Origin of the sequence: Azospirillum lipoferum 4B (genome assembly GCF_000283655.1) — a bacterium.
Lineage (GTDB): Bacteria > Pseudomonadota > Alphaproteobacteria > Azospirillales > Azospirillaceae > Azospirillum > Azospirillum lipoferum_C.
In genome coordinates, this window is record NC_016586.1 from 678685 (window position 1) to 697691 (window position 19007).

At 69.2% G+C, this 19007-nt stretch carries 16 protein-coding genes; 8 read left to right on the top strand and 8 right to left on the bottom strand.

Annotated features, from left to right (window positions below; genetic code table 11):
• Window positions 1–7 precede the first annotated feature (7 nt).
• The 6 genes from AZOLI_RS21270 to AZOLI_RS21295 all read left to right on the top strand — a co-directional run bounded on the left by AZOLI_RS21270 (window position 8) and on the right by AZOLI_RS21295 (window position 5665).
• Complete coding sequence (locus AZOLI_RS21270; RefSeq protein WP_014189206.1) at window positions 8–940, top strand: ABC transporter permease; 933 nt, start codon at window positions 8–10, stop codon at window positions 938–940.
• Entirely contained in the window at window positions 937–1731 is a 795-nt protein-coding gene (locus AZOLI_RS21275; protein WP_044552384.1) for an ABC transporter permease subunit, read from the top strand. Before AZOLI_RS21270 ends, AZOLI_RS21275 begins: the two co-directional genes overlap by 4 nt.
• A complete protein-coding gene (locus AZOLI_RS21280) occupies window positions 1728–3116 on the top strand; it encodes an ABC transporter ATP-binding protein (RefSeq protein ID WP_014189208.1) in 1389 nt (462 codons plus the stop codon). The genes AZOLI_RS21275 and AZOLI_RS21280 overlap by 4 nt, the downstream gene beginning before the upstream one ends.
• 237 nt (window positions 3117–3353) lie before the next feature.
• Window positions 3354–4127: an amino acid ABC transporter substrate-binding protein gene (locus AZOLI_RS21285; RefSeq protein WP_014189209.1), complete on the top strand. Its 774-nt coding sequence runs from the start codon at window positions 3354–3356 to the stop codon at window positions 4125–4127.
• A 93-nt stretch (window positions 4128–4220) separates the two neighbouring features.
• On the top strand, window positions 4221–4901 hold the full coding sequence (locus tag AZOLI_RS21290) for an amino acid ABC transporter permease (RefSeq protein ID WP_014189210.1): 681 nt from the start codon (window positions 4221–4223) through the stop codon (window positions 4899–4901).
• Window positions 4898–5665: an amino acid ABC transporter ATP-binding protein gene (locus tag AZOLI_RS21295; RefSeq protein ID WP_014189211.1), complete on the top strand. Its 768-nt coding sequence runs from the start codon at window positions 4898–4900 to the stop codon at window positions 5663–5665. The genes AZOLI_RS21290 and AZOLI_RS21295 overlap by 4 nt, the downstream gene beginning before the upstream one ends.
• A gap of 76 nt (window positions 5666–5741) precedes the next feature.
• Here AZOLI_RS21295 and adhE read toward each other — a convergent pair whose 3' ends face one another.
• The 8 genes from adhE to AZOLI_RS21335 all read right to left on the bottom strand — a co-directional run bounded on the left by adhE (window position 5742) and on the right by AZOLI_RS21335 (window position 14833).
• On the bottom strand, window positions 5742–8402 hold the full coding sequence (gene adhE / locus AZOLI_RS21300; protein ID WP_044552666.1) for a bifunctional acetaldehyde-CoA/alcohol dehydrogenase: 2661 nt from the start codon (window positions 8400–8402) through the stop codon (window positions 5742–5744).
• 110 nt (window positions 8403–8512) lie between these two features.
• The gene (locus AZOLI_RS21305; RefSeq protein WP_014189213.1) at window positions 8513–9241 is read right to left on the bottom strand and encodes a helix-turn-helix domain-containing protein; all 729 of its coding nucleotides are present in this window, start codon (window positions 9239–9241) and stop codon (window positions 8513–8515) included.
• Window positions 9242–9482: 241 nt separating this feature from the next.
• A complete protein-coding gene (locus AZOLI_RS21310) occupies window positions 9483–9665 on the bottom strand; it encodes a response regulator (protein WP_244442601.1) in 183 nt (60 codons plus the stop codon).
• Between the two features lie 124 nt (window positions 9666–9789).
• The gene (locus AZOLI_RS21315) at window positions 9790–10512 is read right to left on the bottom strand and encodes a response regulator transcription factor (RefSeq protein ID WP_014189214.1); all 723 of its coding nucleotides are present in this window, start codon (window positions 10510–10512) and stop codon (window positions 9790–9792) included.
• Entirely contained in the window at window positions 10502–12106 is a 1605-nt protein-coding gene (locus AZOLI_RS21320; RefSeq protein ID WP_014189215.1) for a PAS domain-containing sensor histidine kinase, read from the bottom strand. Before AZOLI_RS21320 ends, AZOLI_RS21315 begins: the two co-directional genes overlap by 11 nt.
• Window positions 12107–12173: 67 nt before the next feature.
• Window positions 12174–13250, bottom strand: a complete 1077-nt coding sequence (locus AZOLI_RS21325; protein ID WP_014189216.1) for a UV damage repair endonuclease — start codon at window positions 13248–13250, stop codon at window positions 12174–12176.
• A 74-nt stretch (window positions 13251–13324) separates the two neighbouring features.
• Complete coding sequence (locus tag AZOLI_RS21330; protein ID WP_014189217.1) at window positions 13325–13990, bottom strand: hypothetical protein; 666 nt, start codon at window positions 13988–13990, stop codon at window positions 13325–13327.
• Window positions 13991–14002: 12 nt separating this feature from the next.
• Window positions 14003–14833, bottom strand: a complete 831-nt coding sequence (locus AZOLI_RS21335; protein ID WP_014189218.1) for a helix-turn-helix domain-containing protein — start codon at window positions 14831–14833, stop codon at window positions 14003–14005.
• A gap of 766 nt (window positions 14834–15599) precedes the next feature.
• Between AZOLI_RS21335 and AZOLI_RS21340 the strand changes: the two genes are divergently transcribed.
• Window positions 15600–16790 (top strand): hypothetical protein, encoded by a 1191-nt coding sequence (locus AZOLI_RS21340; RefSeq protein ID WP_014189219.1) that lies wholly within the window; start codon window positions 15600–15602, stop codon window positions 16788–16790.
• A 105-nt stretch (window positions 16791–16895) separates the two neighbouring features.
• On the top strand, window positions 16896–18989 hold the full coding sequence (locus AZOLI_RS30495; RefSeq protein WP_014189220.1) for a tetratricopeptide repeat protein: 2094 nt from the start codon (window positions 16896–16898) through the stop codon (window positions 18987–18989).
• Window positions 18990–19007: the final 18 nt, after the last annotated feature.

The window sequence follows — 19007 nt, forward strand, 5'->3', positions numbered from 1 at the left end:
CTTGTTGATGAAGGCGGTCGGGCACCGGCTGCTGCAGGCGGTGCTGGTCGCGCTGGCGGTGGGGATCCTGACCTTCCTGCTGACCGGCATGCTGCCGGGCGACACGGCCTTCCGCATCGCCGCCGGCCGCTACGGCTACGACCATGTCACCGCCGCCGCCGCAGAGGCCGTGCGGGCCGAGCTGGGCCTCGACCGGCCGGCCGCCGTCGCGCTCGGCCAATGGCTGTGGGACCTGCTGCGCTTCGACCTCGGCGATTCGCTGGTCAGCGGCGATCCGGTGGTCGAGGAGATCGCCCACCAGCTCGGCCATTCCGCCAAGCTGGCGCTGATGGCGGTCCTGCTGTCGACGCTGCTCGGGCTGCCGCTCGGCATCCTGGCCGGGCTGCGTCCGGGCGGGCTGGTCGACCGGGCGTCGCTGGTGCTGGCGACGGGGCTGCGCGCTGTGCCGCAATTCGTGGTCGGCATCCTGCTGATCCTGCTGGTGGCGGTCGGGCTGGGCGCCCTGCCGGTGGCCGGGCATGACAGCGCCGCGCATGGGCTGCTGCCGGCGCTGACGCTGGCGCTGGGGATGGCCGCGGTGTCGAGCCGGGTCACGCGCGACGCCACGCTGGCGGTCGTCCGCTCCCCCTACTACGCCTTCGCGCGGACCAAGGGCCTGCCGGAGCGGGCGGCCTTCCTGCGCCACGGGCTGCGCAACATCGGCGTGCCGGTGCTGGCCTATCAGGGGGTGCAGCTGGTCTATCTGATCGAAGGGGTCGTGGTGGTCGAGACACTGTTCGCGTGGCCGGGCATCGGCCATGCGCTGGTCCATGCCGTCATCGCCCGCGACGTGCCGATGATCCAGGGCACGGCTCTGGTGATGGGGCTGACATTCGTCCTGCTGAACGGGCTGGTCGACCTCGCCTGCGCCGCCATCGATCCGCGGAGGGTTCGGGCATGAGGAACACTGTTCTCAATGGCCGCCGCATGACCGGACTGGCGGTCCTGGCAGCAGTCGCCGCCTTCGCCTGGGCGGTTCCGTTGTTGTCCGGCGCCGATCCCAACCGGCAGGATCTAAGCGCCATCCTCGCCGCCCCGTCCTGGGCCGAGCCGCTGGGCACCGACCATCTCGGCCGCAGCATGCTGGCGCGGCTGGCGGCGGCGCTGCGGCTGTCGCTGAGCCTCGCCCTGCTGGGGGTGCTGTCGGCCGCGGTGCCGGGGGTTCTGCTGGGCATCGCGGCGGGCTGGCGCGGCGGCTGGGTGGACCGGGGCCTGGGCATCCTCGCCGACACGGTGCTGGCCCTGCCGGGGCTTCTGCTGGTCCTGCTGCTGACGGCGCTGGCGCCGGGCAACCTGTGGACCCTCTATGTCGGGATCGCGCTGGTGCTGTGGGTGGAGTATTTCCGCGTGGTGCGCGCCACCACCCGGACGCTGGCCGGCTCGCCGCAGATCGAGGCGTCGCGGCTGCTGGGCTTCGGCCCCGCCTATATCCTGCGCCGCCATCTGTGGCCGGAGATCGCGCCGGTGGTGCTGACCCTGGCAGCCTTCGGCGCCGCCACCGCGATCCTCGCCATCGCCGCTCTCGGCTTCGTCAGCGTCGGGGTGCGCCCGCCGACGGCGGAGCTGGGGCTGATGATGACGGAGCTGCTGCCCTATTACGACGAGGCGCCCTGGATTCTGCTGCAGCCGATCCTGGCCGTCTTCCTGCTGGTCCTGTCCCTCAACCTCCTGGCGGGGAGCCGCAAGCCATGACCGTCCTGCTCACCGTCGAGGACCTCACGGTCGTTTCGACCGACGCCATCCTGCGGCCGACCGGCCTGACCCTGCGGGCCGGGCGCCCGCTGACCATCCTGGGACAGACGGGATCGGGCAAGAGCCTGCTGGCCCAGGCGATCATGGGCGTGCTGCCGGACGGGCTGAGCGCCGCCGGCCGTGTCCTGCTGGACGGCCGCGACCTGCTGGCCATGCCGATGGCCGAGCGCCGGGCGCTGTGGGGCCGGACCATCGGCCTGCTGCCGCAGGAACCCTGGCTGGCGCTGGACCCGACCATGCGGGCCGGCGCCCAGGTGGCGGAGACGCACCGCCTCGTCGCCGGTCTGACCGCGGCGGAGGCCGACGCGGCGGCGCGGGCGGATCTGGCGCATCTCGGACTGGCCGACGCCTTCGGCAAGCTGCCGGGCGAGCTGTCCGGCGGCATGGCCCAGCGCGTCGCCTTCGCCGCAGCCCGCGCCGGCCGGGGGCGCATCGTCATCGCCGACGAGCCGACCAAGGGGCTGGACGCCGACCGCCGCGACGACGCGGTCGCCCTGCTGCTCCGCGAGGTCGAGGAGGGCGGCGGCCTGCTGACCATCACCCACGACGTGGCGGTCGCCCGCCAGCTGGGCGGCGACGTGATGGTGATGCGCGAGGGCGAGGTGGTGGAACAGGGCCCGGCCGAGGAGGTGCTGCGGGCGCCGCGCAGCGCCTATGCCCGCGACCTGCTGGCGGCGGAACCCTCCTCCTGGCCGAAGCTGCCGCCGCGGCCGGCGGGGGAGCCCATGCTGCGGGCGCGGGGGCTGGCCAAGGCGCGCGGCGGGAAACCGCTGTTCGACGGGCTCGACCTGGAGATCCGGGCCGGCGAGATCGTCGGCGTCGGCGGACCCAGCGGCTGCGGCAAGAGCACGCTCGGCGGCCTGCTGCTCGGCCTTGTCGCGCCGGATCGCGGATCGGTGTGGCGCAAGCCGGGGATCGGACGGCACCGCTTCCAGAAGCTCTACCAGGACCCGCCGGCGGCCTTCCCGCCGCATGGCAGCCTCCGGCAGACGCTGACCGATCTGGTCCGGCTGCACCGGCTGGACTGGAGCGAAGTGGAGCGGCTGATGGACCGGCTGCGGCTGTCCCCCACCCTGCTCGACCGCCGCCCGCGCGAGGTGTCCGGCGGCGAGTTGCAGCGGCTGGCATTGCTGCGGGTGCTGCTGCTCGACCCGGTGTTCCTGTTCGCCGACGAGCCGACCTCCCGCCTCGACCTCGTCACCCAGCAGGAGACGGTGGCGCTGCTGACCGGCATCGCGCGTGACCGCGGCTGCGCCGTCCTGCTGGTCAGCCATGACGCCGGGCTTCTCGACCGGACGGCGGACCGGCGGATCGCCCTGGCCTGACGGCGTGACGTCGCCTTCCCGCCGCCGGTCATGCTGCCGGCGGTTGGGGAGGCGATTTCCCATGCCGATCCATTTGCGGTACGCACAAAGCACAGTTGATATGTGCTAAATAGGTATTGGATTCCCTTGTTAGGGAATATTCTTTCCTGTAGCGTGACGGGAACCGCCCGACGCCGAAGAGCGCCCAAGGTGGCGGACCAACCCAATACCCATTCCATAAACACCGGGCATCAACCGATGAATTGGCTGAAATCGCTTCTCGTCGCCGGCCTTCTGCAGGTCGCCGCCGTCTCCGCCGCCGAGGCCCAGGGCGACCTCGACCGCATCAAGGCGGACGGCGTGATGAAGATCGGCACCGAGGGCACCTATGCCCCCTTCACCTATCACGACGCGTCGGGCGCGCTGGTCGGCTTCGATGTCGAGATCGGGCGCGAGGTCGCCAAGCGGATCGGCGTGAAGGCGGAGTTCCTGGAAGGCAAGTGGGACGGGCTGATCGCCGGCCTGGATGCCCGCCGCTACGACGCCGTGATCAATCAGGTCGGCATCACCGAGGCGCGCAAGGCCAAATACGATTTCTCCGATCCCTACATCACCAGCCGCGCCGTGCTGATCGTCCGCGGCGACAATGATGCCATCAAGAGCTTCGACGACCTGAAGGGCAGGAAGGCGGCGCAGTCGCTGTCCAGCAACTTCGGCAAGCTGGCCGAAGCGTCGGGCGCGCAGCTGGTCGGCACCGACGGCTTCGACCAGTCGATCCAGCTGGTCCTGAACGGCCGGGCCGACGCGACGGTCAACGACAGCCTGTCCTTCCTGGACTTCAAGAAGCAGAAGCCGAACGCCAACGTGAAGATTGCCGCGACCCGCGACAACGCCGACCAGTCCGGCATCATCGTCCGCAAGGGCGAGGCCAAGCTGGTCGCCGCCATCAACGAGGCTTTGGCCGCCATGAAGGCCGACGGCACCTATGGGACGATCTCGCAGAAGTATTTCGGCGCCGACGTTTCCAAGTAACGGCCAGTCAAGCGGCAAACCATCCCCAATGCCCCCTGCCCCGTCCGGGCCGGGGGCATTGTCGTTCCTTCACCACGAGAGGCACCTTCCCCCTTGCTGCACTGGCTTACCCTGATGGCGGACTCGCTTCCGTCGCTGCTGTGGGCGGCGCTGGTCTTCACCGTGCCGCTGACGCTGGCCTCCTTCGCGCTGGGCCTGACGGTCGGGCTGGTGGCGGCGGTGGTCCGGCTGTTCGGGCCGGCGCCGCTGGCCGCCATCGTCCGCTTCTATGTCTGGATCATCCGCGGCACGCCGCTGCTGGTGCAGCTGTTCCTGATCTTCTACGGCCTGCCCAGCGTCGGCATCGTGCTGGACGCCTTCCCGGCGGCGCTGATCGGCTTCACGCTGAATGTCGGCGCCTACACCTCCGAGATCATCCGCGCCGTCATCGGATCGGTGCCGAAGGGGCAGTGGGAGGCCGCCTATTCCATCGGCATGAGCTGGTCGCAGGCGATGCGCCGCACCATCCTGCCGCAGGCCGCCCGCGTCGCGGTGCCGCCGCTGTCCAACACCTTCATCTCGCTGGTCAAGGACACCTCGCTCGCCGCCGCCATCACGGTGCCTGAGCTGTTCCAGGCCGCCCAGCGCATCGTCGCCACCAGCTACGAGCCGTTGATCCTCTATGTTGAAGTGGCGCTGATCTATCTGGCGCTGAGCTCCATCCTGTCGGCGCTGCAGGTCCGGCTGGAACGCCGGTTCGGGCAGTATGGCGGTTTCCTGGAGGCGAAGTCGTGATCCGGCTGTCGAACATCGAAAAGCGCTTCGGCGAACTGACCGTGCTGAAGAGCGTGTCCGTCACGGTGGCGGAAGGGCGCGTCACCGCGCTGATCGGCCCGTCCGGCGGCGGCAAGAGCACGCTGCTGCGCTGCATCAACCTGCTGGAAATCCCGACCGCCGGAACCGTGCGCATCGGCGAAGAGGAATTGGCCTTCAAGCCCGGCGGCAAGCCCGGATGGAAGGACATCCAGCGGCTGCGCGGCCAGACCGGCATGGTGTTCCAGAACTTCCAGCTCTTCCCCCACCGTACGGCGGTGGAGAATGTGATGGAAGGGCTGGTGACCGTGCAGAAATGGCCGGCGGAGAAGGCGCGGGAGCACGCGATGGCCCTGCTGCACAAGGTCGGCATGGCCCACAAGGCCGAGGCGTGGCCCGCGACCCTGTCGGGCGGCCAGCAGCAGCGCGTCGCCATCGCCCGCGCGCTGGCCCCGTCGCCGCGCGTGCTTCTGTGCGACGAGCCGACCTCCGCGCTCGATCCCGAACTGTCGGGCGAGGTGGTGGAGGTGCTGGGCACGCTGGCGGCGGAGGGCACCACCATGGTGATGGCCACCCACGACCTGCGCCTCGCCTCGCGCATCGCGCATGAGGTGGTGTTCCTCGACGGCGGCGAGGTGGTGGAGACCGGCCCCTCGCGGGAACTGTTCACCCGCCCGGCGCGCGAACGCACCCAACGCTTCATCGCCACCCTGACCCAACAGGGGCAGCAGGGCGAAGGGGTCTGAAAACGTGTCTGGGGCTGCCGGGCGTGGGGCGTTCACCCCGGCCCGACGGCCCCGGACGGTCATGCAAGGTTGTGCGTTATTCGGCAGCCGTCTTCGTGGCGCCGACCACGCTCAGCGCCGTTTGGCTGCGGTCGCTCTCCGGCTCGGCATAGGCGCGTCCATAGTAGCTGTCGAGCAGCAGCTGCCTGATCTCGGCGACCAGCGGATAGCGCGGGTTGGCGCCGGTGCACTGGTCGTCGAAGGCGGCCTCGGCAATCGCATCGACCCGCGCCAGGAACGCCGCCTCCGGCACCCCCGCCGCCTGGATCGAGGCCGGGATCTCCAAAGCCTGCTTCAGCTCCTCGACCCAGCCGATCAGCTTCTCCACCCGCTCATGGTCGCGGCTGCCGCCCAGGTCCAGATGCCGGGCGATCTGCGCATAGCGCGCCACCCCCTTGGGCCGGTCATACTGGCTGAACGCCGTCTGCTTGGTCGGGATGTCCGCCGCGTTGTAGCGGATCACGTTGGCGATCAGCAGCGCGTTGGCGATGCCGTGCGGAATGTGGAACTCAGCCCCCAGCTTGTGCGCCATCGAATGGCACACCCCGAGGAAGGCGTTGGCGAAGGCGATGCCGGCCAGCGTCGCCGCGTTGTGCACGAGTTCCCGCGCCTTCGGGTCCTTCGAGCCGTTGCGGTAGGCAGACGGCAGATGCTCCTTCAACAGCTTCAGCGCCTGCAAGGCCTGCCCGTCGGTGTACTCGTTCGCCACCACCGAGACATAGGCCTCCAGCGCGTGCGTCACCGCGTCGATGCCGCCCGCCGCCGTCAGGCCCTTGGGCATGTCCATCACCAGATTGGCGTCGACGATCGCCAGCGTCGGCGTCAGCTCGTAATCGGCGATCGGATACTTGGTCCCGGTGCGCTCGTCGGTCACCACCGCAAAGGGCGTGACTTCCGATCCCGTGCCCGAGGTGGTCGGCACCGCCACCAGCTGCGCCTTCACGCCCAGCTTGGGGAAGGTGTAGATGCGCTTGCGGATGTCCATGAAGCGCAGCGCCAGATCCTCGAACGCCACCTCGGGCGCCTCGTACATCACCCAGATGATCTTGGCCGCATCCATCGGCGAGCCGCCACCCAGCGCCAGGATGACGTCGGGCTGGAAGGCATTCGCCAGAGCCACGCCCTTGCGCACCACCGCCAAGGTCGGGTCGGCGCTGACCTCGAAGAAGGTCTCGACCTCCAGACCCAGCGACTTCAGCACGCGGACGCTGTCGGCAACATGGCCGTTCTCGAACAGGAAGCGGTCGGTGACGATCAGGCAGCGCTTCTTGCCGCGCAGCTCCTCAAGCGCGAAGGGCAGGCAGCCGCGGCGGAAATAGATCGACTTGGGCAGCTTGTGCCACAGCATGTTCTCCGCCCTCTTCGCCACCGTCTTCTTGTTGATCAGGTGCTGCGGCCCGACATTCTCGGAGATCGAGTTGCCGCCCCAGGACCCGCAGCCCAGTGTCAGCGACGGCGCGAGGCGGAAGTTGTAGAGGTCGCCGATGCCGCCATGCGACGACGGCGTGTTGATCAGGATGCGGGCGGTCTTCATCTTGTCGCCGAAATGGCGGATGCGCTCGGCCTGCTGGTCCTGGTCGGTGTAGAGGACCGAGGTGTGGCCGATGCCGCCCAGCGCCACCAGGGCGGCGGCCTTGTCGCAGGCCTCGGGGAAGTCCTTGGCGCGGTAGAGCGCCAGGGTGGGCGACAGCTTCTCGTGGGCGAAGGGTTCGCTGTCGGCGATGTCGGTGACTTCGGCGATCAGCACCTTGGTGGCGTGCGGCACGGTGAGGCCGGCCATGGCGGCGATGGCGTGGGCGGGCTGGCCGACGATGTCGGCGTTCAGATGGCCGTCGGTCAGCAGAACCTTGCGCACCGCGTCGGCCTCGCGGGCCGACAGGATGTAGCCGCCGTGATGGGCGAAGCGGTCGCGCACCGCGTCATAGACGGCATCGACCACCACCGCCGACTGTTCCGACGCGCAGACCACGCCGTTGTCGAAGGTCTTGGACATCAGGATGGAGGCCACCGCGCGCTTGATGTCGGCGAACTCGTCGATGACGGCCGGGGTGTTGCCGGCGCCGACGCCGATGGCGGGCTTGCCGGAGGAATAGGCGGCCTTGACCATGCCCGGCCCGCCGGTGGCGAGGATCAGGTTGATGTCGGGATGGTGCATGACGGCGTTGGAGAGCTCCAGCGAGGGCTCGTCGATCCAGCCGATGATGTCCTCGGGCGCGCCGGCCTCGACCGCGGCGGCGAGCACCAGGCGGGCGGCCTCGCAGGTCGATCTGCGGGCGCGGGGATGGGGGGAGAGCACCAGACCGTTGCGGGTCTTCAGCGCGATCAGCGCCTTGAAGATGGCGGTGGAGGTCGGGTTGGTGGTGGGGACGATGCCGCAGATCAGGCCGACCGGCTCGGCGATGGTGAGGATGCCGGCGTCGTCGTCTTCCGACAGGACGCCGCAGGTCTTGTCGTCCTTGTACTTGTTGTAGATGTATTCGGCGGCGAAGTGGTTCTTGATGACCTTGTCTTCCATCACGCCCATGCCGGTCTCCGCCACCGCCATCTTGGCGAGCGGAATGCGGGCGTCGGCGGCGGCCAGCGCCGCGCTGCGGAAGATCAGGTCGACCTTCTCCTGCGGATACTCGGCAAAGCGCGCTTGCGCCGCCTTCACCCGCGAGATCAGGGCGTTCAGGTCGGTGAGGGTCGTGACGGTCATGGTCATCATCCACTTGCTGTCCGGGGGCCGCCGTTCGGGCGCGCCGCTGCGGTTCCGGACGCCGATGCGCCCGGACCGCGGCCAAGTCATCGATAAGGAGTCGGTGCGGGTCAGAAGCCGCCGGCGAGGTCGGCCAGGGCGTCGCGGTCCAGCAGGTCCAGCTTGCCGCCAACGAGGATGCGGATCAGGCGGGTCGACTTCAGCTTGGTCAGGGTGCGCGACACGGTCTCGGTGGTCAGGCCGAGATGGTCGGCGATGTCGCTGCGGCCCATCGGCAGGTCGATGGTGCGCTCGCCGCCCTTGCGGTCGCTGAGGCGCAGCAGGAAGGTCGCAACCTTCTCGGCGGCACTCTTGCGGCCCAGCAGCACCATCTGGTCCTGCGCCGCGATCAGTTCCGAGGTGGTCGCCGACAGCAGCTTGCGGGCGAAGGCCGGCTGCGCGTCCATCAAGGCGTCCAGTTCCAGCCGCGGGATGCGCTGGATGGTGGTCGCGGTGACGGTTTCGGCGGTGTAGAGATACTGAGAGGCGAAGGCCAGCCCCATCATGTCGCCGGCCTGCAGGAAGCCGATGATCTGGCGCCGGCCGTCGGGGAGCATCTTGTAGAGGCGGACCATGCCGCTCAACACCCGGAACACCGAGCCGGCCGCATCGCCTTCGCTGAACAGCGTGGTCTCGCGCTCATGGACCTTGGAGTGGCCCAGGCTGGCGAGCGGGTCGGCGGGGTTGCGCGGCTGGACGGCAGCGCCCATCCCGGCGGTCGGCGTCATCGCCAGGGCGGAGACCAGATAACCAGGAACGGCGCGGTTGGCGTGGGCGGCAATGGCGGCGTGCGTGGACATGGTAGCCTCGACCTTTGCGGTGCGGTGCGCTCCGGTTCGTTCCGGGGTGCATCTGATGGCCCGAAGCTATCGATCCCCTGCCGTGCTGTGCAGTTCGGTGATGTACCTAAGGAAGTTTGCGTAGGTAAGTGTACGTACGTAAGGGACCGTATGGGGGGCGCGGGGCGAGGATTATTGGAAGAGCCACGCAGTGCATCCCCCTCACCCCGACCCTCTCCCCGGGGGGGAGAGGGAGACTATCTCAGGCGGCGGCAGCCGACGGCAGCAGGCGGTTCAGCATGTCGATCAGCTGATCCTCGTCGAACGGCTTCTCCAGCACGGCAACGACGCCGGCCTCCTTGGCGCGGGCGAAGGTGGCGGGGTCGCCGCGGCCGGACACCATGATCACCGGCATCCCGCCCGGCCCGCTGTCCAAATGATCCATGACCGCCTCCGAACTTCCATGCAAACAGGATTGCGCCGACGGTGCGGCGCGTCATGGAAGATAAAAGGCTGCGGGGGGCGCCGATATACGGACCAATGCGTATGCGGCGCGCTTTTGATGCAGATCACGCGCCTCCGGGGACCACGCCCGCGGCAATCGCCATGCGCACCAGGATCGGCAGGCTGTCGGCCTGCATCTTCTCCATCACCCGCGCGCGGTGGATTTCCACGGTGCGCGGGCTGATCGACAGTTCGAAGGCGATGACCTTGTTCGACTTGCCCGCGACCAGCCAGCGCAGCACGTCGAGTTCCCGCGGCGTCAGGGCGGCGAGGCGGGCCAGCACCTCCGGCGGCGCCGAGACGGCAGGCGGGGGTGCCGGCTGTTCCTGTACCGCGGCCGTCTGCGCGGCATCCGCCGTCCGGCTTTCCGCCGCGCGGGCAAGGGCAAGGGTGAGGGCGGAGCGCACGGCGGCGAGCAGCGCCTCCTCCTCGAACGGCTTCTCGACGAAATCGACCGCCCCCGCCTTCATGGCGCGCACGGCGAGCGGCACGTCGCCATGGCCGGTCATCACCACCACCGGCATGGCATGGCCGCCGCGGGTCAGCCGCTCCTGCACGTCCAGGCCGCTCATCTGCGGCATCCGCACATCGACCAGCAGGCATCCGGGGCGCGACGGCGCGCCGGACTCCAGGAAGGCGAGCGGGGTGGAGAAGCTCTCCGCCCGGAAGCCGGCGCAGTCCAGCAGGACCTCCAGGGAGTCGCGAATGGCGTCGTCGTCGTCGAGGATGAAGACGGTGAGGTCGGCGGCCATGTCGGATCCGGCGTGGGGCGTGACGTCAGCGGGCATCGCCGGCCTCCGGGGTGGCATCCGCGCCGACATCCCCATCGGCATCTCCACTGGCATCCGATGCGGACAGCGGAACGGTGAAGGCGAAGCTGGCGCCGGAGCCGGGGGGAGCCGCCGCCGGCTCCAGCCACAGCCGGCCGCCATGGGCCTCGATGATCGAGCGGCAGATCGACAGGCCGAGCCCCATGCCGCTGCTCTTGGTGGTGACGAAGGGCTGGAACAGCTGGGCGCGCACCGTCTCCGGCACGCCGGGACCGCTGTCGCTGACGGCGACGCGGCAGAAGCCGGGCTCGCCCGGCTCGGCGCCGGTGTGGACGGTCAGCACCCGCTGCGCCCCGGCCGGGCTTCCCTGCGCCATCGCCTCGATGGCGTTGCGGACGAGGTTGAGGATCACCTGCTGGACCTGGACCTTGTCGATCAGCACCAGCGGGTCGGCGGCGTCGAAGTCGAAGCGGACATGAAGCTCCCGCTCCTTCGCGCCGACCAGGGCGAGCGCGCTCGCCTCCTCCACCACCTTGTTGAGCGGCTCGACCGAGCGGTGGGTCTTGCCCTTTTCGATGAAGCTGCGCAGGTGGCGGATGATCTGGCCGGCGCGGGTGGCCTGGGCGCTCGCCTTGTCGACCATGTCCATCGCCTTGACCACCGTTTCCGGCCGTTCCATCAGGCGCTTGGCGGCCTTGGCATAGTTGATGACGGCGGTCAGCGGCTGGTTCAGTTCATGCGCCAGCGTCGAGGCCATCTGGCCCATGGCGCTGACCCGGCTGACATGCAGCAGTTCCGACTGGAGTTCCTGCAGGCGCCGTTCGGTGGCCTGCCGTTCGGTGAGGTCGCGGACGAAGCCGGTGAAGCGGCGCTGGCCGGCGAGCAGCACCTCGCCCACCGCCAGTTCCATCGGGAACACCGACCCGTCGCGCCGCTGGCCGGAGACGACGCGGCCGATGCCGATGATGCGGCGCTCGCCCGTCCTGCCGTAACGCTCCAGATAGGCGTCGTGCTGCTCCCGGTAGGGCGAGGGCATCAGCATGCTGATATTTTGCCCGATCGCCTCCGCCGCAGCATAGCCGAACAGCCGTTCGGCCGCCGGGCTGAAGGATTCGATCAGCCCCTTCTCGTCGATGACGATGATGGCTTCCGGCACCGTCTCCAGGATGGAGGTCAGGCGGGCCTCGCGCTCGCGCAGCGCCGCCTCCGCCCGTTTGGCCGCGGTCAGGTCGCGGATGATGCCGATATAGACGGGGGCGCCGTCCTGGCTGGCCTCGCCGATCGACAGATCCATCGGGAAGCAGGAGCCGTCCTTGCGCAGGCCGGTCACCTCGCGGCCGATGCCGATGATGCGGCGCTCGCCGGTGCGGTGGTAGCGCTCCAGATAGCCGTCATGCTCCTCCTGGTAAGGCGACGGCATCAGCATCTTGACATTGCTGCCGATCACTTCGGCGGCGGTCCAGCCGAACAGGCGCTCGCAGGCAGGGTTGAAGGTCTTGATCCGGCCGCGGTCGTCGATGATGACGATCCCGTCGGGCACGGTGTCCAGCATCGCCTGCAACTGCGATAGCGCGTCCAGGTTTTCATCCCGGAGGTCGTCGGCCACGTCCAAACCCTCTTGTGAAATCAATCTGCTGTCATTCGTCTCCGGCAACAGAGTAGTTGAGTACAACCGTCGGTCAAGGCTGCAGATCGGGCGAGGCGGCCACGGCCCCGCTGCCGAGGGCGTCGAGCTCAAGGTCGTCGACCGCGAGATTCTTGGCCTTGGCCTCCACCTCGAAATCGGCCCAGGAGAGATGGTCCGCCACCAGCCGGTTCACGGCGCGGTTCCACATGCGCTGGGAATGGGCGCGCAGATCCTTGGTCGTCAGCCCGCGCGCCGCCAGCGCGGCATAGTCCGGCAGGCTGTCGGCCGGCCAGTCCGCCAGCAAATCCTCGCGCGACACGCTGATATGGGCGACCGGGCGCACCCCGCGCCAGGAGCCGATGACGGTGGCGATTCGCGGATCGTCGGGACGCAGATACTCCCCTTGCGTGCGGACCCAGTGATGGTGGAGGTCGAGCACGATCGGCACGGCATCGGCCAGCGGCAGCAGGTCGTCCAGCCCGAAGGACATCTCGTCGTTCTCGACGGTCAGCAGGTTGCGTGCGTCCTCCGACAGCAGGGCGAGGCCGCGGCGGAAACCGGCGATCCCCTCCCCGCGCCCACCGCCATGGATGTTGACATGCGCGCCTTGCGGGTGCCAGCCGCCGGCCAGCCCCATCATCCGCAGGATGTCGGCATGGTATTCCAGCTCCGCCACCGCATTGTCGAGGGTGGCGGAATTGGCGCTGTTCAGCACGCAATACTGGTCCGGGTGCAGCCCGATGCGGATGCCGGCCTCCACCGCCTTGCGGCCGGCATGCTCCAACCCGCTCTGCACCAGCGACCGGATGCCGGGCTGGCGGTAGAGCGGCCGTCCGACCTCGTGGGTGTAGGCCGGCAGCAGTCCGCTGTTGACGCGCAGCAGGCGGCGATAGGCCGGTTGCCGGGCGACCTCGTCCAGCTGCAGATGCAGGGCCAGCAGGTTGCGACGCAGCACCCCGGTCAGTTTTTCCTCGGCGCGGGCAGGACCGAGCTTGGTCAGCGTCGCGATGGTGACGGTGCCGGGATTCATGCGCGTGGCAAGGCCGGCGTCGCCATCGGGCGGGATATACTGGCAGCACCAGCCGAAGCGGGGGGCGGAGGAGGACGGGATGTGAGCGCTGTCGGGCATCGGTCGGCACTGTGAAGCGGACGGGTCCCTTGATATGGACCGCCGGCAGGCACCGTCCACCGCAGGGACCAACATCACCCCATCCCGCCCATCCGGCGCAGCCCCCCGGTCGCGACCGCCTGCAGGTCGGTGCCGCGGGCGTCGCGTGGAGCGGCCGCGGCCAGCGCGCCCAGACGGTCGGCCAGCGCGCGTTCGGCTGCGCACAGCTCCTCGCACAGGGCCCGCATCTCGGCGATGGAGGGACGCCATTTCCGGCTGCGCCGCCAGCTGCGGGCTGCGGCATCGATGACCCAGGCCGGGTATTCGCCCAGATCCTCGGCCCAGTCGAGCGCCATCATCCGCTCCACCTCGGGCGACAGCCCCTTGGCCGGGAAATGGCTGAGCAGGGTCAGCACGCGGCCGAGCAGATGGTCGCTGTCGGCCGGAGCCAGCACGGTGGCGTACAGCTCCTCAAGGCTCTGGCGGGCGAGCGTGGCCTCGGCGGCGGTGACGCCGTCCGGTGGCGACCACAACTCGATCATGCCGTCGAAACCGTCGTCGCCGAAGCGCGGGCGGCGGTCGGTCCGGCCTTGGGCGAGAAGCCGCTGGAGCGGCGGCGGCAGCGTGGCGGTCAGGCGGGCCTGCCGAAGGGGCGCCGGCAATGCCGGGTCGAAGGCAGCCGCCGAGGACGGGGAGGAGGAGCGCGGCAGGGCGGTGACAGTGGCGCTTCGCTTGGGGACACTTTTATTGGCTGCGGTCATCGGTCTCCCCTTTTACGACCAGGAGGGAGTGGCTGCGCGCTGGCGCAGTTCCGCGGCGGCGGCGGCCCAGGCGCCCAGCCGCTGTTCGGCTACGGCGGCGGCGGCGGATGGGCGGGCGGGCGGGGTGCTCGTTGCCGCAGAGGGGCGGTTGCGGACGACCGGGGCCTTGCCCACCGCGGCATCCTGCGCCAGCCAGGCCCGCCAGGCGGAGGAGATGTCGCGGTAGCGGTAGCCATGGGCACGGCAGCGCAGGATGAACCCTTCGACATGGCGGCCGAGGTCGATTTCGGCATGGCGGGCCTTGGCCCAGGCGAGGTCGTCGGCGGTCGGCATCCAATCCTCCGGAACCGTTTGCGCCTGACCGCGCCCGCCCGAAGCGTGCGAGTCCGGAATCTGTTTGGAATGGACCTGTTCCTGACTCGCCGGCGGACAGGGGCTGTGCATGTCCGAGTCATCCCTGTCGGCAGGCTGGACAGGGCGAGACGAGACGGACTCCCGGCCGGACTCTTCGGCGGCATCGACCGGGGTGAAGCGCAGGCGGTAGAGGCAGGACAGGCGGGCGCCGTCGCGGCCGCGGCGGTGTTCGACGCCGACCAGCCCGATGTCGCTCAGGCCCTGGATGATGCGGTTGATGGTGGGGCGCGAGCGCTTCAGCTTGGCGGCCAGCGTCGATTGCGACGGCCAGCACAGCCCGTCCTCGTCGGCGAAGGTGGCGAGCGCGGCCAGGACGGCGAAGCCGTCGGCCTCCAGGCCGGGATGGTCCAGCCACCAGGCGGGAATCCGTCCCCACCGTCTGGTATCCGGGGGATTTGCCGCCGATGTGGATGGCGTCGGTGTGAGCATGGGGGAAACTCCGCGAAAATACGGGACCGGCATGGATGGGCCGGCGAACTTGCGCGAAGGATTCCGCCGCTTGGCGCAGCCGTCGAATCGCGGGCAAAAGGGACCGAGTCGGTTGTGTCCCCTTCGCCCGCGCTTGTGTCCCATCGGCCCGCGCCTGTGTCGTCCCTGGTCGCGGATATGTCCCTTTTGGTCGCGTTGGGCTTGCGAATCGGATCCGATCCCGTTTGCCCGCGCTTTGCCGGAGACCGGCGGCACCGGCGCCGCCGCAGGCTGTCCCGCTTGCCCGCGTTTCGCGGCCATGATCCGCGGTCCGGATCGCGGACTGTTTCGCGGAAGACGGCCGCTGGCCAGCCTCGCCGGCCGGATCTGTCCCATTTGCCCGCGCTTCGCGGTTCGGCCGGCCGCATCACGGAATTTGATGTGTCCCTAATGCTCGCGTTTGGGAGTCCTCCGGTGCCGGGACTGTCCCGTTTGCTCGCGCTTCGTGGCCCCATGGCGGGAATCCGCGCCCCCGAGTCTCTGTCCCATTTGCTCGCGTTTCGCCGAACCGCCGCGCGATTCGCACGGTTCCGACCCGACAGATGCCCGTGGAGCGGCGCCATCCGATGGCCCGAGGACGAAGCGCGGGCATTCGGGATACAGCTGCGGGCATTTCCTACACAAGCGCGGCCAAACGGGACACAGGCCTGCAGACGGATTCGGCCCTGCCGGTTGCCACTGTCCGAGGCCAGACCCTATCGTGCCGTTTGGCGAGGAGGGATGAGCCATGAGCAAGGCGAACGCGGTCCAGCTGACTCTGTTTGAGATGGAGGACCGCAGTCAGTCCCATATGATCGCGCTTTACGACACGGCGCCGCGATTCGTCTTCGTGTCGAAAGGCCGGGGGACCGAGCCGGAGCTGCCGGCCGCCAACGCCTTCGTCCAGTCGGTCCACAAGGAGTTTCCCTTCAAGGACGCCCTGTTCACGCTGACCCTGCAGCCCGCCCGCATCTATCGCCCGGCCAAGCCCGGCCCCGGCGAGGATCCGGCCGACAAGCGCATGGTCGAGTATGAGGTGTTCCCGTCCGAGCGCGAGCAGATCGTCGAGCAGGTGGTGCGCCGCCTCGCCATGGACCGCTCGCGCCTGTCGCTGATGGGCGACAAGCAGGACCGGGTGCGCGTCCATTTCTCGCTTTATGAGATCCGGCGGGAGCTGCGCGCGGTCAACCGCACCATGGACACGGCGGAAATCCGCGAGGCGCTGGAGATCCTGGCCCGTACCCGCATGATCATCAGCAAGGTGCCGGAGAACGGCCGCAAGTCGGCGCGGCCGGTGCTGGAATCCTCGGTCTTCCCCACGCTCTACATCCGCCCGCGCACCGGCGAAGGCGGCGAGGAGGACGAGAACGACACCTATCTGGAGTTCAACGCGCTGGTCGCCTCGGCCATCCGCAACCTGGAATTCAAGCCGATCTCCTACCAGTGGATCATGCGGCTGAAGAGCCCGGTGGCGCGCTGGCTCTACAACCGGCTGTCCATCGAGTATGGCGACCTCGATCTGGCCCGCCTGCCCGACGGGGTGCACAGCGTGCCGCCGATGATCCTGTCGGCCGACGACATCATCAACAACAGCGGCATGAACGAGTGGAGCCGGCGGCGCGACACGCTGCGCACGGTGACCCTGGCCGTCGATTCCCTGGTCGAGGAGGGCATTCTCGACCGGGTGGAGAAGACGGTGTCGAAGGACGGCCGGCGCATCAACGACATCGAATACATCATGATGCCGAGCCAGAAATTCCTGGATCAGGTCCGCCGCGGCAACGACGTGCAGGAGGCGAACGCCGCCACCTACCGCGCCATCGCCGGCAGCGACGAGCGCCCGAAGGAGTTCCTGCCCATCACCCCCGGCCAGAGCGTCGAGGTCCGCCGCCGCCGCGGCAACCTGCTGGGCGCCCGCTCCGGCCAGGGCGAAGGCTGATCCGGCCTCGGCCCATCCTGAAGCGCTGCCGCCGTCAGCCTTTGCAGCACGCCCGTCCTGCACTACAGTGAAACGGCGATTCAGCTGCGAAGGTTTTCCCGTTTCATGGCCGATCTGTTCTTCAGCTACCCGCGTGCGGACGCAGAGCGGGTGCGCCCGCTGGTCGAAGAGTTGCGGCGCCTCGGCCTGTCCGTCTGGTTCGACGAGCATGAAATCGGCGACAGCGACGCGATCACCCGGTCCATCGTCGAGGGGCTGGGGCAGGCGCGCATGCTGGTGGCGTGGTACTCGCGGGCCTATACGCGCTCCCGCCCCTGCCAATGGGAACTGACCGCCGCCTATCTCGCCGCCCAGCATGAGGGGGGCGATCTGTCGCGCCGCATCCTGGTCGTCAACCCGGAACAGGGCGGCGACCACATCCAGCCCGTCGAACTGCGCGACCGCCTGTATCTGGAAGGCGGGACCGACGCGGTGGCCGATCTGGCCGGGCGCATCGCCCGGCGCCTGGACCGCGCCGCGACCTGGATCGGCGACATCCGCCCCTTGCAGGCGCCGTCCTGGCTGGCCGGCCAGCGGCGCATCGGGTCCAACCGCTTCGTCGGCCGCGTGCCGGATCTGTGGAGCGTCCATAGCGGGCTGACCGCCGCCGCCGTCACCGTCATCACCGGCGCGCGGCCCGGCGGCGATCTGGTGCAGGTGCAGGGCATGGGCGGCATCGGCAAGTCGATGCTGGCCGAGGAATACGCGCTGCGCTTCGGCGCCGCCTATCCCGGCGGCATCGTCTGGCTGTCCGCAGCCCGTACCGGCGCGGTGGCCGCGGACGGGCGCGAGGCGGAGGCGGAAGGCAGCGCCGGCCGGCACCTGTTCCAACTGGCCCGGAGCTTCGGCCTGCCCGTGCAGGGGATGGAGCCGTCTGCCGTCGCCGCCCAGGTCGGCCGCCATCTGGAAGCGCTCGGCAAGCCCTATCTGTGGATCGTCGACGACCTGCCGAGCGATGCCAATGCCGCGGTGCTGGCCCATTGGACGGCGCCCAGCACCAACGGCCGCACCCTCGTCACCACGCGCGGCACCCGTCTGGACGGCTGCGGGACGATCCACCGGCTCGACGTGCTGACGACGGAGGACGCTTTCCGCCTGCTCACCAGCCGCCAGCCGCCGCGCAACGAGGCCGAACGGACAATGGCGGCGGAGATCGTGACGGAGCTGGGCCGTCATGCTCTGGCCGTGGACGTCGCCGGTGCTGCTCTGCGCGCCATGAGCTATGCCGAGTTTCTGAAAGAACTGCGCAACCCCGGTGCCGACGCGCTGGCCCTGATGGAGGAGTTGGCGGGCGAGCTTCCCAACGGCCACCATCCCGGCATCGCCGTCACCCTGCTGCAAAGCATCGGCCGCCTCCGGCCGGAGGGCGTGCTGGTGCTGCAACTCGCCTCCCTCCTGGCGTCCGACCCGATCCCGACGAAGTACATCGCGGATGTCCTGGCGGAGCATGCGGGCGACGAGGCCGCCGGTCGCCGGATTGCCCTGCTGGAGATTCAGGCCGCCGAAGCGGAAGCGCTGGTGGACCGCCTTGGCCCGGAGGAGGTGACGGTCCACATCCTGACCGCCCGCACGATGCGCCAGCACGCTGCCGCCTCCGAAGACTTGCGGGCGGCGGCGGTGAGGGTGATGAACCGGGTGATGCCGAGGGCGGCAGATATTCGAGAGCATGCCACGCTCGAACCGCTGATCGGGCATGTCCGCACGCTGACCGAGTCGGTGGAGGATGAGGAAACCGCCATGCTTCTGAGCTGGTTGGGCAGGTATGAGGATGAGCGTGGAGCTTACGGCCCGGCCATCGCGGTTCGGCAGAGGCAGCTTGACGCCGTGCGCCATTTATACGGCGAGGAGCACCCGAACACCTTGGTCTCCATGGGCAATCTCGCTTCGACTCTCTGGAAGCAAGGTGATCTCGCCGGGGCGCGGGTATTGGAGGAACAGGTCTTGGCCGTCCGCCGCCGCGTGTTCGGCGAGGAGCACCCGCAGACCTTGACCTCCATGAACAATGTCGCTGAGACCTTGAGCAGCCAAGGCGATCTCGCCGGGGCGCGGGAGCTTCAGGAACAGGTTTTGGTAGTCCGCCGCCGCGTGCTCGGCGAGGAGCACCCGAACACCCAGGCTCTCCAAATTGGCCTCGACTTTGTCACCTCCCGCGCCCGCTGACCCATAGGCGGTCACCTA

Excerpts from the sequence above, each read along its gene's own strand:
- AZOLI_RS21270 (WP_014189206.1), top strand. The coding sequence starts at position 8 with ATGAAGGCGGTCGGGCACCGGCTGCTGCAGGCGGTGCTGGTCGCGCTG.
- AZOLI_RS21305 (WP_014189213.1), bottom strand. The coding sequence starts at position 9,241 with ATGTCCACGCACGCCGCCATTGCCGCCCACGCCAACCGCGCCGTTCCT.
- AZOLI_RS30495 (WP_014189220.1), top strand. The coding sequence starts at position 16,896 with ATGGCCGATCTGTTCTTCAGCTACCCGCGTGCGGACGCAGAGCGGGTG.
- AZOLI_RS21315 (WP_014189214.1), bottom strand. The coding sequence starts at position 10,512 with ATGCCCGCTGACGTCACGCCCCACGCCGGATCCGACATGGCCGCCGAC.
- AZOLI_RS21335 (WP_014189218.1), bottom strand. The coding sequence starts at position 14,833 with ATGCTCACACCGACGCCATCCACATCGGCGGCAAATCCCCCGGATACC.
- AZOLI_RS21325 (WP_014189216.1), bottom strand. The coding sequence starts at position 13,250 with ATGCCCGACAGCGCTCACATCCCGTCCTCCTCCGCCCCCCGCTTCGGC.
- AZOLI_RS21280 (WP_014189208.1), top strand. The coding sequence starts at position 1,728 with ATGACCGTCCTGCTCACCGTCGAGGACCTCACGGTCGTTTCGACCGAC.
- AZOLI_RS21330 (WP_014189217.1), bottom strand. The coding sequence starts at position 13,990 with ATGACCGCAGCCAATAAAAGTGTCCCCAAGCGAAGCGCCACTGTCACC.
- adhE (WP_044552666.1), bottom strand. The coding sequence starts at position 8,402 with ATGACCGTCACGACCCTCACCGACCTGAACGCCCTGATCTCGCGGGTG.
- AZOLI_RS21285 (WP_014189209.1), top strand. The coding sequence starts at position 3,354 with ATGAATTGGCTGAAATCGCTTCTCGTCGCCGGCCTTCTGCAGGTCGCC.
- AZOLI_RS21310 (WP_244442601.1), bottom strand. The coding sequence starts at position 9,665 with ATGGATCATTTGGACAGCGGGCCGGGCGGGATGCCGGTGATCATGGTG.
- AZOLI_RS21275 (WP_044552384.1), top strand. The coding sequence starts at position 937 with ATGAGGAACACTGTTCTCAATGGCCGCCGCATGACCGGACTGGCGGTC.
- AZOLI_RS21340 (WP_014189219.1), top strand. The coding sequence starts at position 15,600 with ATGAGCAAGGCGAACGCGGTCCAGCTGACTCTGTTTGAGATGGAGGAC.